The sequence below is a fragment of the Gordonibacter massiliensis (ex Traore et al. 2017) genome, from assembly GCF_019731765.1.
GTDB classification, from domain to species: domain Bacteria; phylum Actinomycetota; class Coriobacteriia; order Coriobacteriales; family Eggerthellaceae; genus Gordonibacter; species Gordonibacter massiliensis.
The window spans coordinates 1-14,568 of sequence record NZ_JAASIO010000022.1 but is presented as its reverse complement, the minus strand read 5'-3'; the positions used below and the strand labels follow the sequence as shown (position 1 = coordinate 14,568).

Below are 14,568 nucleotides of genomic sequence, written 5' to 3'. Positions count from 1 at the left end.
ACAGGGAGCGTACGAGAAGCGCTCGAGCGGGACAGGGAGCACGCGGCCGCCGGACAGCTCGAAGGCGGCGGTGGCGTAGGCGGCCATGGCCTCGGGCGCGTGGGTGGCCACCACCACGGTGATGCCCAGCTCGCGGTTGATGCGGAACAGCGCGTGGAGGAAGCTCTTCTCGGCCACCGGGTCCAGCTGCGCCGTGGGCTCGTCCAGCAGCAGCAAGCGAGGCTGCATGGCCAGCACGGCCGCCAGGTTCACCATCTGCTTCTGCCCGCCCGAGAGGGCCGCGGTCGAAGCGCGCACCCAGGGTTCGATGCCGAAGAAGTGCGCCACCTCGGCCACGCGGCGCCGCATGGCGTCGGGCGGCACCCCCAGGTTCTCCAGACCGAACGCCAGCTCGTGCCACACGGTGTCGCACACGATCTGGTTCTCGGGGCTTTGCGCCACGTAGCCCGCGCACGCCGCCGAGCCGCGCTCTCGCCACGCGTCGTACGGCTCGCCAAAGAGTTCGAGCGCACCGCTACGGGAGCCCTCGGGAGCGATCTCGGGCTTGAGCGAGCGCAGAAGCGTGGTCTTCCCGCTGCCGGTGTCGCCCACGAGCAGCGCGAACGAGCCGGCCTCCACGCACCAGGAAGCGTCCGCGAGCACGGGCTGCCCGTCGGGGTACGAGAACCCGAAACCCGCCAGCCGCACGGCCGGAGCCGAGCGCAAGGGCTCCGGAACGCGGGCCGCGGCCGCGGCCGGATTCCGCGCGCCCTCGGCGGGGCGCCCCGCTTCCCCGTCCGAACGCCCGGCACGGGCGCTCCCTTCGTTTTCCGCTTTCCGCATCAAGACGCTCATGCTCTCCATCGGACATCCTCCACGATCTGCAGAACCAGGGGCAGGAACACGAGCACGACGTAGGGGGCGTAGCCCCACCACAACGCGAGCCGGCTCATCGTTGGGTAGAACGAGAACTGCCCGCACGCCGTCCATGCCAGAAACGCGTTCGCACCCACGAGCAGCGCGAGCACCGCCAACGCCGCGGCGTCGCGCGCGCGAAAGCGGAAGCGCCGGTAGGCGGTGCGCCTGGGCGCCGCGCCCCATCCGCGCGCCCGCATGGCGTCGGCGGTCTCGAGCGAGTCTTCCATGCTCCAGCCCATGAGAACGGACACCTGCCTCAAGCGAAACGCCCCCTTTTCCTTGGCCGAGCGCGGGCGCGCGGCGCTCGTGGCCTGCTGGACGGCCTCGATCTCGGCGCCGCGCCGCACATACTGTGGCACGAGCCGGGCCGCGAACGACAGCATGACCGCGACCACGGGCGCCACGTTTCCGAACAGCGCCATGACCTTGTCGGTGGAGAGCACGTGGGACGCATTCGAAAACCAGAGCACGACCGACACCAGCATGACCCCCATGCACAGGCCGAACGCCAGGCTCTCCAGATACACGGCGCGCAGGCCGATGCGGAACAGCTCCGTGGACCCCGACGCCGAGAACAGCGGGTTCGCCACCGCCACGATCAGCAGCAGCGGAAGCTGCCAAGTCGCGCTGCGCGCCGCCGCCCGCCAACCGCGCAGGTAGGCGCTGTAGGCGAACCCCGAAACGAGCGCGAGGCCCAAATACACCGGCTGGAACGCCGCCATGCAGAACACGAGCACGGCCGCGAAGTACGCCAGCGCCACGCCGGGATGGTAGAGGTCGAACACCGTTGGTTTCATGACGCGCACCGCGCGATCGCTTTTTTGCCGCGCATCGGCTATTCGCTTGCGCTGAGCGCGTAGCGCCATGTCACGACGTCGCCGTCTTTCAGCACATAGTTGCCGCAAGAATAACCGGGCTCGACGCCGTTGACGGCGTACTTCCAGCCGCCGCTGCCGCCGCTATCCCCCTCGGCCAATCCCCCGATGGCGCGCACGTAGATGCCCATCGCCGACTGCGACGCGTTCACGGACAAGCCGCACGCCATGAGCGCGTCGTAGGCCGTGGCCCCTTGCGCGAACGTCGCCGTCGTGCCGCCCGAAACGGAGCCGCCGGCGGCCGACGAGTCCACCGTCACGCTAACCGTGACCGTAGCCGGATTATCGGAAAAAGGCCGATCGCCGGCATCGGAAGAGCTCGTCGCAGGGGAGCCGGAAACGGCGGGAGCGCCCGCCGAAGGAGCGTCGGACGGAGCCGAGGCTTCGCCCGGCGCGCCCTCCTCGCCCGAAGCCGCTTCAACCTGTTCTCCGACCTCAGGAGATGCATCCTCTCCGGAAGCGGCGGGCGCGTCGGCGGGCTGCGCATCCCGCGTCGTGGCCAAGAGGTCGGCCGAACCGGACGCCCCGGAAGCCGGAGCCGCCACGAAGTACGCCGACACGGCGATGAGCGCGACGAACAGCGTTGCCGCGATGCCGACGCCCGCCTTCTGCGCGGCGCTCAGCGGGCCGCGCCCGGCGCGCCTCGAGGCGTCAGGCGACGCGCCCGCCGGGGCGTCCGAGCCTTCCCCGCTGCCCGCAGCAGGCTCGGCCGCGGCGTCCGTTCGAATCGGCGCCGGGGCGATGCGCTCGTCGATCTTCGGTTCTTCGGCCATGGGTTCAGCCCCTTCCCTTCGTGTTGCCGGTTGGAACGCCCGGTCGGCGGCGAGCGAGCACGGCGTAGGCCGCAACGGCCGCCAAGCCTGCGACGCCCACGACGATGCCGCCGACGGCCCACGGGTTCACACCGCCCGGCGCGCCGCCATCGACGCCGCCATCGACGCCGCCGTCGACGCCGCCGTCGGCGGCTGCAGAGCCCTTCGCCCCGTCATGGGCCGAAGCCGCCCGCACGGCGACCTGCTTGGAAGCCTTGTCGGCGTCCGCCTCGGCCCGAGCGGCCGCCTCCTGCGTCAGCGGGGCATGGGCGGCGGCCACCGTGCCTCCAAGCGGCGCTTGGGCGTTCGGAGGCAGGCTCGGTTGCGGGTTCGAACCCGGCCGCCCGTCCTGCTGCCCGGTCTTCTCGATCCATTTCGCATACAGCGTGAGCTCGGCTTCCCCATTCAGCGGCACGTCGAAGTCCCACGGGCTCGTGCAGGCCTCGTCCGCGAACCAGCCGGCGAACGTATAGCCGTCGCGCACCGGATCGGCCGGACGCAGCACCGCCTTCCCGCGCGCCACGTAGGCCGACCCGACGAAGGATCCGCCCCGCGCGTCGAACGTCACCTTGACGCCGTCCAGCCCCTTCAAGGCGAACAGCCGCCCTGCGTCGTTCGTGTAGTACAGGTTGCCTTTCTCGTCGGCCACGACGGAGGCCATGCAGTAGTTCTGCTCGCCTACGGCGGGCGTGAACAGCGCGTAGGCCGCGTCGTCGCCCAACCGGTAGCCGTACACGCCGCCCGGCAGGCCGTTGCAGGTGAAGTACGCGAACGTCCCGTCGCTTTGCACCGACACGAGCGGCGCCGACTGGGCCTCGCCCAGCCCGCCGCGCACCGTGCGCTCGACGGAGAGCGACGTCAAGTCGATGACCGAGAGCGTGCCGTGCCGCTGGTCGGCGTCGAGACCGCACACGAAGGCCTTGCCGCCCGCCACGGTCGGCGTGGAGGTGGACTTGGCAGCGAACTTCACGGAGCCCGTTTCGACCAGACGGTCGTCCTCGCGGGCGACGAGGTGCAGCACGCCGTCGCTCGACACCACGGCGAACAGGCCGACCTCGCCCGAGCGCGCCGCTGCGGGAAGGGCGACCACCCCCGCGCGAACCGAGGCGCCCACCTCGAGCGCCGCCTTCACCGCGCCCGTGCTCCCGTCCACCAGCTGCACGAGGCCGGCATCGTTGCCCACGACCAGGTCCGCGCCCGAAGCCGCGGCACCGGCCCAGTAGTAGCCGGCCGCTCCGCCCTGCTCGGCCGGCTCGTCCCGCTGCTCCCACTTCACCGATCCGTCGCGAACGTCCACGCACAGGCGCACGCCGCCCGCGCCCCGGCCGCCGGCGCCCACCGCCGTAAAGGCGGCGAACACGTACGAGCCGTTCACCGTGAGCGACGAGAGCGACTGGTAGCCCCGCTCGCTGCCCGTCTCGAGCGGCTTCGTCTTCCACACGCACACCAGCTCGTCGGCCGTGAAGGCGGCCAGGCTGCCGTCATCGGACGGCACGATGACCACGCCGTCGGCGTAGACGGGTCGGTTGCAGTAGGCACTCGTGCCGCCCACGTTCGCGCGCAGGTCGTTCCCGCTGCGGCCTTTCTTGATCGTGCCGGTGGCGGCGTCGACCACCCGCAGCTCGCCGTTCACCACAAGGTACACGTCGCCGTTCACGATAAGCGGCTCCGACACGCTCACGTCGCCGGTCGCGCCCTCGCGGTAGTCGTAGGACCAGGCCGGCTCCGCCGACTGCGTGGGCGTGGGGCGCTCGACCGCCGAGCCGCCGCCGAAGCCCGACCACGCGGAGTCGTAGCTCGGACGCGGAGCATCGGGGTCGGGCACGACCTCGTCAGGGTCGGGAAGGCTGGAACCGTAAGTGGAGTAGCACCACGTCACGCGGTCGCCCGGCTTCAGCACGACCAAGCCGGCGCCGTCGTCCGATGAAACCCCGTTCACGAAGAGCTGCCAGTACCGGCAAGGGGGCTCTTTCTCGTTGGCGAGCGTAAAGGTCGCGTCGTGGGGGGACGTGATGGATTCGAGCACCCATCCGTACGTGCCATTCGGATCGAAGCTCGCCTCGATGCCCTTTGCCGCGAACAGCTGCTCCGACAGATCGGCCGCCGTGGCGCCTTCGACCATCCGATAGGTCGCTTCCGAGGCCCACACCTGCGCGTTGCCGTTCGCGTCGAGGCCGATGACCTCGCAGGTGGCTGCCACCTGGCCGGGCAGCGTGCCGTCCGCGCCGTAGCACCAGACCACCTCGTCGCCGGCCTGCAGCGTGTAGCCGCCCGCGCCCACGGTGGCCGCCTCGCCGTTCACGAACAGCTGCCAGAAGGCCCAAACGCCGGGGGACGTCTCTTCGCTAGCCAGAACCTCGCCCGTGTACGGCGAGGCGATGGAGGTGAGGTACCAGCCGTATGCCCCCATGCTCGTTTCGGCCGGCAGGCCCGCCCGCTCGAACAGCGCCTCGGAGAGATCGGCCGCCGTGGCGCCTTCGTCCATGGCAAAGCCAACCGGCGAGGCCCACGTCTGGGGGGCGCCGTGCGAATCGACGCCGATGACGGAGCACGTCACCGAAAGCTTGTCGGTGGGGGCCGGGTCGTTCCAGGCGCCGTAGCGCCAGATGACGCTGTCGCCCGGCTGGAGCACGTAAGAGCCCGCACCGACCCCCGGATCCTTGCCGTTGACGTAGAACATCCAGCCCTTTTCCGTCGCAGCGTCCCACGAGGAAAGCATCACCGCGGCGTCGAACGGCGAGGTGATGGAGTTGAGCTGCCAACCCCACTTCCCCGCTTCGAAGTCGGCGGCGAGCCCCGTCGCGGCGAACGCGGCCTCGGACAAATCGGCCGCCGTGGCCCCGTTGTCGAGCGTGTACGGCAACGCCGCCGCCCACGTTTGCGCGGCGCCGTCCTTGTCCACGCCGATGACCGAGCAGGTGGAAATGACGTGGGGGTCTTCCTGCCCGCTCGCGCCCTTGACGGTGAACGTGGCGGAAACGTCGCGGCCGGCCAGCTTCTGCAAGTCGGCATTGTCGGGGTAGCGCTCGGCGTAGCGGGCGTACTTCTCGCTCGCCAGACGCGACGATACGGTGACCTGCGTGTTGTACTCGAGCTGGGTCACCAGCAGGTTCTCGTGCGACACCACCGTCGGCGCGCTCGACCTGAACAGGCGCCATCCGGCCGACCCCATGGGATCGTAGCCCGCCAAGTCGACCGGCACGATGCCGTCGCCGGCCGCAGCGGCCGCGTCGCGATCGTACGCCCAGGCCAGATTGCCGTCCGCGTCGAAGGAGGCTTTTTGGAACGCGTGCAGGTTCGCCTCGACCGCCGAAGCGTCCTGCCCGTTCGCGAGGGCCGCGAAATAACCGGCCTCGGCGCGGTCCATCAGCGCGATCTCGCGGTCGATGCCGCCCTGCTCCAGGGGCGTCACGCGGAACGAGAGCGCCTTCGAGGCGGTGATCTCGGCATTCGCCTTGTCCGTCACCGTGACGACGATGTCGACCGCGCCCGGCTCCTCGCCGGGCAGCGGACGGTAGACCTTGCCGGCCCAACCGTTGGGAACCACCGCGTCGGTTGAAGCCGAATACGCCACCTGGTAGTACTTGCCGTCGACCCCGATGGTAGCGGGCTTCGGCAGGCTCAGGTCGCCGGTCAGGGCGTCCTTGTCCGCCATCTCGCCCGTTTCGGCGAGCCTCACGTTTTCGTAGGTGAAGTTCGCCTGCACCTTCTGCTCCAAAGCGGCCTTCTCGGCGGCCACCTTCTCGGGGTCCCCCTTGACCGTAACCTCGAACGTCTTGTCGATGGTCGTGCCGGGGCCGCCGGACGACGAGATGGAGCCGGCGGAAACGGTCGCCGTCAACGTGACGGTGCGGTCGGCCGCCGTACGGGTGATCTTGCCCGTGCGGTCCGCCCAAGCAGAGCCGCCGATTGCGATCACGGAAGAGTCGGACGAATCCCACGAGACGCTCGACCACGACTTCGCGGCACCCGAACCGTCCGAAAGCTTGTAGGGCAGGGTCAGGTTCTGCGTGACGGAAGCCGCCTCGTCCCCCAGCGCGAAACCGGGAGCGAGCGCTGCGGCCTTCTGCTCGAGCAGTTCCACCACCTTGCCGTCGTCCCAAGGGATGGTGCCGGCGTAGCCTGGCGCGTATTCGTACGCTTCGTCGCCGCGCGACAGCGTGAACGTGAAGTCCATCTGCCGTAGCTGTGTGTAGGACATATACGAACTCGACGCCTTGTCGGGGTCCATGAAGAAGTACGTGATGCGGCCGTTCTCGTCGCCGTCGGCCGTGGACACGCCTACCGTCGCGTTCTCGTTCGTCTGGCGCGCCTTGGCCGCCTTCGTCGTGACAGCCACGTCGTCGTAGCCGAGCTCGACCAGCTTCGCCTCCACCACGTCGTTGACGTTGTCGTTTTCTCCGTACACCGGGTTCGGCCTGAACCCGGCCTTCTCCAGCTTCTTCGCCGCGCCCTCGAGCGAATCCGAGGCCACGACGGCGCTCGGGGTGACGGCCTCGACCGTAGACGAGCCGCTCGTCGCCGTGACCTTGAGGTACCTGCCGGCGGCCTCGGAGGGGATGGAAAGGCGCGCGTCGCCGGCGTCGGCAAGCGGGACGAACGCGCCGTCGGCGCTCTCGGCCACGGACCAGGAAATCGCCACGTCGTCCGTCACGTCGTCGCCGTAGCTCGTTCCGGAAAGACCCTTCGCCTGCACCTTCGCCGCGATCTCGTCGCCCGTGAACAGGTCGCCCGAACCGGGGTTGAGCGTCACGCGCAGCAATGCGTACTCGCCCGCGCCCAACACGGTGAACGCGGCGCTCTGCGGCTCGTTGCCCTCGACGAGCGCGTTGGCCGAAACCTTGACCTGCTTGCCCACGAGCGGCGCCGACAGCGTGAGGGCTCCGTCGGAGGCGACGCCCTCTGCGAGCGGCCGGTATTCGCCGCCCTCGCTCACCCACCACGAATAGGTCACCTTCGCGTCGGAGGGAGCGTCCTTCTCGTAATAGCCGTCTTTCACCTGCGCCGTAGGTGTGATGACGTTGCCCGCCTGCATGCCCTGCCCCGACGAGGACAGCTTCACCGAGGAGAGCTCGTAGGCGCCTTCCAGCCTGATGGGGCCGATGGGATCGACGTAGGTCGAGCCGTAGTACGAGGGCTGCTTCGTGCTGACGACGGCCCCGTCGCTCACGGCCTTGACGCGGAGGTAGGTACCGAGCGACGACGCGCCGTCGATGGTCTCGCCCACGGTGTAGGTTTTGCCGGTGGCACCGGGGATGTCTTTGAAGGCGGCGTCGGAGGTGGTGTTGGTTTTGGCGTACTGCCATTGGTAGTCCACCAGGGCGCCGTCCGCCACCTGCGCGTACGCGCTCTCGTATGCCTTCGCGGTCAAGGTGGCGCCCACGCGCGCGGACCCTGCGGCCTCCACCTTGTACAGTTCGACGGAGCCGTTTTTGACAACCGGACCGGCTGCCGACGAATCCTTCTCGCCGTACCCGCCGTCGGCACGTACCTCGAGGAACTTGCCGAGCAACGCTTCGGTCACGACGAGGGAGCTGCCCGCAGCGCCCTCGATCTTCTCGTCGGTTGTGTACGCGCTGTCGCCGCAGTACCACGCCCAGGCGACGCCCGGATCGTTGGTCACGTCGCCCGAGGCCGCCGTCGCCGTGGCGGTGACGGCGTCGCCCACGCGCAGCTTCCCCGTCTTGTCGATCTTGACCGACGTGACGTTGACGGACCCGGCCGCCGCGATCTTGCTCGTGGCGCGCGTCGTGTACGTGCTGCCGCCGACCTTCGCGGCAAGCTCGCACTTGACGTACTTGCCTTGGTAGCCGGCATCGAGGACGAGGCTCTCCTGCGTGGCGCCGGGGATTTCCGAGAACGAGGAGCCGTCGGAGCTGGCGAGCCACTGGTACGTCAGCTTGCCGGGGTCGATGAAGTCGGACGCGCCCTTCTCCTTGGCCCGCACCATCACCGTGTCGCCGACCGCGTACACGTACGTGCTCGAAGAGCCGTTGGACAAGGACGCCGAGTAGATGTCCACCGCGCCGGCGGGTTGGACGGCGGCCGCTTCCGCAACCTGGTCGGAAACCGCCGTCGCGGAAGCCGGCCCGCCCTGCGATTCGCCCCGCTTCGCGAGAGCGTCCGCGTGCGCGGTTTCCGCCGCGCTTTCCTCGTCAAACGCGCGTTCACCTTGGAAGCCGGAAGCGTCCTCGACCTCCTGCTCCTCGAGCGGACCTTGATTTTCGGAAACGGGCTGCGCCGCCGCGTCGTCCTGCTCGACGGAAGCCGCCGCCTCGGCCCAGGCCGCATGCGGCGCAAGCGACACGACCAGAGCGCATGCCAGCAGCAACGAGAGCGTTTTCTTGAAGATTCCCGCGCTTCCCTCTCGGGCGCGCGCGGCGTCAGAACCGATGGTCATCGGAACCTCGCTTTCCAGGGCTTCGAGGTACGATGGACAGGTGTTCCGACTTTGCCTCGCTTGAGACGGGACAGCGCTGCCGCGCACTGCCTGGTTCCGCTCATCGGCGTTTACGGTTACTGGTATAGCGCGGGATTCCCACCCGCATTCCCCTCGGACCCGCCTTCCGGCGGTCCGGCGCCGCGCCCGGCGCGCTCCATCCTAGCCAATTAACATGTCACGGGCATTCTAGCACCAAAACGCCGCCGCACCATCGGGCCGAGCGGTCAGGGAGGCAAATAAAGCCAGAAGGATCAGGCGGAGTTGCGGCGTCGTGGGCCGCCCGCCTTCCAAGCACGGCTCGCGGCGCCGAACCGGAAGGGAAACGCAACGCTCGGCGCCCCGTGGGCGCGGCTCGGGAAACAGGCCTACCCGGCAGGTCGTCAGCGCGGCGCAGGGTCACTCCCCCGCGCGCGGGCGCGGTTCGGGAAGGTCGGGCGACATGAGGCGCCGGTAGTACGAGCCCTTCGTGTAGAGCGCGGCCGCCGGGTTGTGGGCGAGCACGCGGTCCTTCACCACCAGGTAGGTCACCGGCGCGTCGGCATGCCGCATGAACAGCGTGTCGTGGCCCACGCACAGGCCCACGACGACGTCCAGGTCGCAGCCGGCCTCGTTCAGGATGCGCGCCTGCATGACGGGGTTGCACGTAGGCTCGAAGCACCCCGGATGCACCTTCACGTCGTCGGCGATGCCCGCGCGCTCCTTGGCCACGGCCCCCACCTTGCACGACACCGCGCACACATCGTAGAAGCCCTTGGCGCGCAGTATCTTCGCGAACGCCTGCGCCTCGTCGATGAGCCCCATGCACGTGGCGATGCCGATCTTGCGCGCCCCGATGCTCCGGGCGAACACCATGATCTCCTCCACGCGCGTGAGCTGACCGTAGTACAGCCCCTCCACCTCGGCGGCGGCCTGGAAGATGCGCGCGGTATCGGGGTCGTCGCGGTAGAGGGCGGCCGCTTCGTCGAACGCGACCTTCGGCATGCGCTCCGTCAGGCAGAACGAGGGGAAGGCGCGCTCGGCCCCCTCCGCCTCGCGGCTGTCGCAGACACGCACGGCGCAGTTCGCGCAGCTGCGCGGATCGTCGAACGCGCTTTCGCCGGACTCCGACCCTTCGGTCGGCGCGCCGCCCTCTCGTTTCCCATCGGTGCCGTTCGATCCCATGTTCTCCCCTTTCAAGCAATTCCTCCGTCGGCCCCGCGCTTTCGACCGGGCCTTCGCTTCCCGCCGCTACTGGTAGCGCAGCGACTCCACCGGGTCGAGCTTGGCGGCGCGGCGGGCGGGATAGTAGCCGAACACCACGCCGATGAGCACGCACACGCCAACCGCCAGGGCCACCACCCCCGGCGCCAGCACGGGCGTGACGGTCATGCCCGCCTGCACCATGCCGATCACGCCGCCCAGCCCCCAGGCGGCCAGGAAACCGAACAGGATGCCGAACACGCCGCCCGCCACGCATAGCATGATGGACTCCAGCAAGAACTGCTTCGTGATGTCGCGGCGACGCGCGCCGAGCGATTTGCGCAGGCCGATCTCGCGGATGCGCTCCGTGACGTTCGTGAGCATCATGTTCATGATGCCGATGCCGCCCACGAACAGCGATATGGAGGCCACCGCCCCCATGAGCAGCGAGAACGACGCCATCATGGACTCCATCTGCTTGATCATGGAGTCGAGCGCGTACACGTACACCCCGTCTTCCGGCGACACGTTGAAATACGACGCCACGTAGGACTTCGTCGTTTCGGTCAGGCGGTCCATATCCGTGCCCTCCCGCGCGAAGCCGATGATCTGCGACACGCCGTACATCCCGCCCACGCGCGTCTCGGCCGTGGTGTAGGGCAGGTACACCGTCACGCCGTACGACATGAGCGACGAGCTTTCGATGACGCCCACGATGGTGAAGTCGTCGTTGCCCAGATGCAGCGTCTTGCCCACCGCCTCCACGTCGGCGTTGCCGAACAGCTCCTTCACCGACGACTGGTCCACCAGCGCGAGACGCGCCGCAGCGGCCTCCTCGCTGGCCGTGAAGAAGCGGCCCTCGGCGACCTTCGAGCCGTTCGCCGTGAAGAAGTCGGGCTTCACGGCCACGATCTGCGCGTACGACTTCGTTCCGTCTGCCAGCGTCGTTTCCACCGACGTCATGCCCGAACCGGTGAGTATCTCGTAGTCGGGCATGCCCTTCGCCAGGTGCTCCACGTCGTCGAAATCGACGGGTTCCGGGGAGCTCACGCTGATGGACACCTGTCGCGCCTGGGCCAAGCCCAGCTCGCCGATGAGCATGTTCTGGATGCCGCCGATGAGCGAGGTCATGGCGATGACGGCCGCGATGCCAATGACGATGCCCAGTATGGTGAGCAGCGAGCGCCCCTTGTTGGCCGAGAGCGCATGCCACGTTTCGTAGAGCAGGTCGCCGAACCTCATGGGCGCGCACCTCCCTCCGCGCGGGGGTCGCCGGGAGTCGGGGCGGACGGGCTGGAGACGACGGGGCCGCTTGCGGCTAGAGCGCCGGCCGAAGGGGCGGAGGCGCGAGCGCCGGAGTCGGGCGCGGCGCCGGAGTCGGGCGCGTCGTCGTAGCGGCGGCCGTCGCGGATGTGGATCACGCGGTCGGCATGGGCGGCCACCTCGGGCTCGTGGGTGATGAGCACGATGGTCTTGCCCTGGTCGCGCAGGCGCTTGAACGTGTCGAGCACCATGTCGCCCGTGGCGGTGTCCAGGTTGCCGGTGGGTTCGTCGGCCAGGATGAGCGCGGGGTTGTTCACCAGGGCGCGCGCGATGGCCACGCGCTGCATCTGGCCGCCGGACAGCTCGTTGCTGCGATGGTCGAACAGCCGCTCGTCGATGGACACGCTGCGCAGCGCCGCGCGGGCGCGCTGCTCGCGCTCCTTGCGCGGGCAGGCGGTGTAGATGAGCGGCAGCACCACGTTGCGCAGCACGGTGGCGCGCGGCAGCAGGTTGAACGACTGGAACACGAACCCCAGGCGCGTGGCGCGGATCTCGGCCAGCTCGTCCTCGCGGTAGGCGGCCACGTCCACGCCCTCCAGCAGATAGCGCCCGCGCGTGGGCGTGTCCAGGCAGCCCAGCAGGTTCATGAGCGTGGACTTCCCCGACCCGGACGGACCCATGATGGCCAGGAACTCGCCCTGGGCCACGGTGAGCGACACGCCGCGCAACGCATGGGTGTACCCCGAGGCGCTCTCGTAGATGCGGTGCAGGTCGACCGCCTCGACGACGGTTGCGGCAGGCACGGCGCTACCCCACCACGACGGAGTCGCCGGAAACGACCGCGCCGGAAGCGTCGGAGGCCGCGCCGCCGCCCGCGAGCGGCGCGCCCATGCCGCCCAGGGCGCCGCCGCCCACGACCACGGAGTCGCCCGGTTTGACGTCGCCCTTCACCACCGTGGTGAGCCCGTCGGAGGCAACCGTCTCCACCGCGCGCATCTCCGTCTCCTGCGTCTCGGGGTCGACGAGCACCATGACGTAGCTGCCGGCGCCGTCCGTCTGCACGGCCGAGATGGGCACCATGAGCGCCCGCTCGATCGTCTGCGTGACGATGGTGGCCTTGGCCGTCATGCCGGGCTTCAGGCGCGGGTCGGGCGCTTCGATGAGCAGCTCCACCGCGTAGATGACCGCGGCTCCCGAGCCGCCGTACGCACCTACGGCCGCACCGTCGCCCGAGCCGGAAGACGTGGTGGCGATGCGCACGACCTTGGCGGGAAGCTGCAAGTCGGGCGCGGCGGTGAAGGTGACCGTCGCCTGCTGGTCGGCGCTCACCTTCAGGATGTCTATCTCGTTCACGCCGATGGACACCTTCATCTGCGACAGATCGGCTATCTGCACGGGCGAGCCGGTGCCGGCTCCGGAGGCGGCCGCCCCCAGAGCCTTGCCCGGTTCGATGTTCACCGCCACCACGCTGCCCGCGATGGAGGACGTGACCGTGCGCTTCTCGGCGCGGGCCACCGCCTCGTCGTAGGCGGCCTGGGCGTTCTGCAGACCCAGGTTGGCGCTGTTCAGCGAGAGCTCCGCCTGCCTGATAGCCGAGTCGGCGCTGGCCTCGTCGAACGACTGGCCTCCCGCAGCCGCCGCAGCGCCCGCGCCTCCTTCGCCGCCCGCCGCGGCCATCGCCGCCGCTGCCGCCTGCGCGTCGGCGGCGGCCTGCCGGCCCTGCTCCTTCGCGCGGTAGGCGTCGTTGACGGCGTTCTGCGCCTGGGCCACGCCGTTGCGAGCCTCTTCGATGCCCTGGGCGGCTTGCGTCACGGCCTTGTCCAATTCGGCGTTGACCACGGTGAACAGCGTTTGGCCGGCGGCCACGGCGTCGCCCTCCGACACCAGCACCTCGCCCACGATGCCGTCCACCTCGGGCGTGGCGCTCACGGAGGCCACGGGGCGCAGGTTGCCCGATGCCGAGACGGTCTGGGTGAACGTGCCCTGCTCGACGGGCGCGAACTGCATGCCCGCCTCCTGCAGGGCGCGGGCCGCCTGGTCGCTGACGTACCAGAAGCCCACGCCGCCCGCCGCCACGATCAGAGCCGCCGCCACGGCCACGGCCGTGACGATCTTGCGCTTCTTCTGCTTCTTGCGCTTCGCCTTCAAGTCGTTGAACGCCTGCATGTCGGCAAGGGCCGACGCGTCCACCAGGCCGTCGCCCCACGCGGGTCCGGCCGGGTCGGGACCGCCGGAGGCCGGCACGTTGGCGAGCTCGGCGGTCGCGGCGGGCGAGACGGGCGCGCCGATGGGGTGTTCGGCGGCGGGCCAGGTTCCCCCGCCCCCGGCGTTCCAAGATGCGCGGTCTCCCGCGCCTTCGCCCTCGCCCCGGTGGTTGCGTCGAAGTGCCATCGTGGACCTCCTCGTGGAAATGCGCTCGGAACCCCCTGGGCCGAACGTTAACCTCTCCGCCCCAGAATAAAGGGCCGGAGCGAAAAAGGGAAGGCGGATTCCCGGAACCTTCGGGCTGCGGCCGAATCCACACACCTGTTAAGAGAACCTGAAGACAGTCCCTTTGCGCGCCCCGTCGGGATGCGGTACCCTTGCGGAAGCAGTGGGAGCGCAGGCGGAAGGACGGCGGCATGGGCGAGTTCTCTGAGAAGGTGTTCGCGGTGGTGCGCGAGGTGCCGCGCGGCAAAGTGGCCTCGTACGGCCAGGTGGCGCGCCTGGTAGGTGCGCCGCGTTCGGCCCGGTACGTGGGCTACGCGCTGCACGCGAACCCCGACCCGGGCGCCGAGGTGAACAACATCCCCTGCCATCGCATCGTGTTCAAGGACGGAGGCCTGTGCAAAGGCTACGCGTTCGGCGGCCCCGACGTACAGCGCGAGATGTTGGAAGAGGAAGGCGTCACGTTCGCCGACGACGAGCACGTGGACATGGACGCCTGCCAGTGGGACGGCCACGGGGTCGACGTCGACGGCGGGGACCTGCCGCTCGCACCGCCGGCCGACTTCGACTGGGAACGCGAGCTGGGCGACTGACGAGCGGCGGCGAAGGGGCCATCGCTGCTCTGCAGGGTGCAGGCTCTAAGCCTTTTTAACGCATGGTCGCCTCCTCTTGC

At 69.5% G+C, this 14,568-nt stretch carries 9 protein-coding genes; 1 reads left to right on the top strand and 8 read right to left on the bottom strand.

What is annotated here, in order from left to right; all coding sequences use genetic code 11:
• The 8 genes from HCH03_RS16035 to HCH03_RS16000 all read right to left on the bottom strand — a co-directional run.
• A partial coding sequence (locus HCH03_RS16035; RefSeq protein ID WP_246600098.1) for an energy-coupling factor ABC transporter ATP-binding protein occupies positions 1-843 on the bottom strand: 843 nt, incomplete at its 3' end.
• Positions 831-1,694 (bottom strand): energy-coupling factor transporter transmembrane component T, encoded by an 864-nt coding sequence (locus HCH03_RS16030; protein ID WP_221690304.1) that lies wholly within the window; start codon positions 1,692-1,694, stop codon positions 831-833. The genes HCH03_RS16035 and HCH03_RS16030, both read right to left, overlap by 13 nt.
• A gap of 38 nt (positions 1,695-1,732) precedes the next feature.
• On the bottom strand, positions 1,733-2,545 hold the full coding sequence (locus HCH03_RS16025) for a DUF4430 domain-containing protein (protein ID WP_221690303.1): 813 nt from the start codon (positions 2,543-2,545) through the stop codon (positions 1,733-1,735).
• A 4-nt stretch (positions 2,546-2,549) separates the two neighbouring features.
• Positions 2,550-8,984, bottom strand: coding sequence for a DUF4430 domain-containing protein (locus HCH03_RS16020; protein ID WP_221690302.1), 6,435 nt, complete (start codon positions 8,982-8,984; stop codon positions 2,550-2,552).
• 438 nt (positions 8,985-9,422) lie between these two features.
• A complete protein-coding gene (locus HCH03_RS16015) occupies positions 9,423-10,187 on the bottom strand; it encodes a DUF1847 domain-containing protein (protein ID WP_221690301.1) in 765 nt (254 codons plus the stop codon).
• A gap of 66 nt (positions 10,188-10,253) precedes the next feature.
• Complete coding sequence (locus HCH03_RS16010) at positions 10,254-11,447, bottom strand: ABC transporter permease (protein WP_221690300.1); 1,194 nt, start codon at positions 11,445-11,447, stop codon at positions 10,254-10,256.
• Positions 11,444-12,271 (bottom strand): ABC transporter ATP-binding protein, encoded by an 828-nt coding sequence (locus tag HCH03_RS16005; RefSeq protein ID WP_368042468.1) that lies wholly within the window; start codon positions 12,269-12,271, stop codon positions 11,444-11,446. The genes HCH03_RS16010 and HCH03_RS16005 overlap by 4 nt, the downstream gene beginning before the upstream one ends.
• 4 nt (positions 12,272-12,275) lie before the next feature.
• Entirely contained in the window at positions 12,276-13,859 is a 1,584-nt protein-coding gene (locus HCH03_RS16000; RefSeq protein ID WP_221690299.1) for an efflux RND transporter periplasmic adaptor subunit, read from the bottom strand.
• A 230-nt stretch (positions 13,860-14,089) separates the two neighbouring features.
• On the opposite strand from HCH03_RS16000, the gene HCH03_RS15995 reads away from it, so the two are divergent.
• Complete coding sequence (locus HCH03_RS15995; RefSeq protein ID WP_221690298.1) at positions 14,090-14,488, top strand: MGMT family protein; 399 nt, start codon at positions 14,090-14,092, stop codon at positions 14,486-14,488.
• Positions 14,489-14,568: the final 80 nt, after the last annotated feature.

Coding starts and splice junctions, on each gene's coding strand:
- HCH03_RS16030 (WP_221690304.1), bottom strand. CDS start 1,694: ATGAAACCAACGGTGTTCGACCTCTACCATCCCGGCGTGGCGCTGGCG.
- HCH03_RS15995 (WP_221690298.1), top strand. CDS start 14,090: ATGGGCGAGTTCTCTGAGAAGGTGTTCGCGGTGGTGCGCGAGGTGCCG.
- HCH03_RS16000 (WP_221690299.1), bottom strand. CDS start 13,859: ATGGCACTTCGACGCAACCACCGGGGCGAGGGCGAAGGCGCGGGAGAC.
- HCH03_RS16015 (WP_221690301.1), bottom strand. CDS start 10,187: ATGGGATCGAACGGCACCGATGGGAAACGAGAGGGCGGCGCGCCGACC.
- HCH03_RS16010 (WP_221690300.1), bottom strand. CDS start 11,447: ATGAGGTTCGGCGACCTGCTCTACGAAACGTGGCATGCGCTCTCGGCC.
- HCH03_RS16020 (WP_221690302.1), bottom strand. CDS start 8,984: ATGACCATCGGTTCTGACGCCGCGCGCGCCCGAGAGGGAAGCGCGGGA.
- HCH03_RS16025 (WP_221690303.1), bottom strand. CDS start 2,545: ATGGCCGAAGAACCGAAGATCGACGAGCGCATCGCCCCGGCGCCGATT.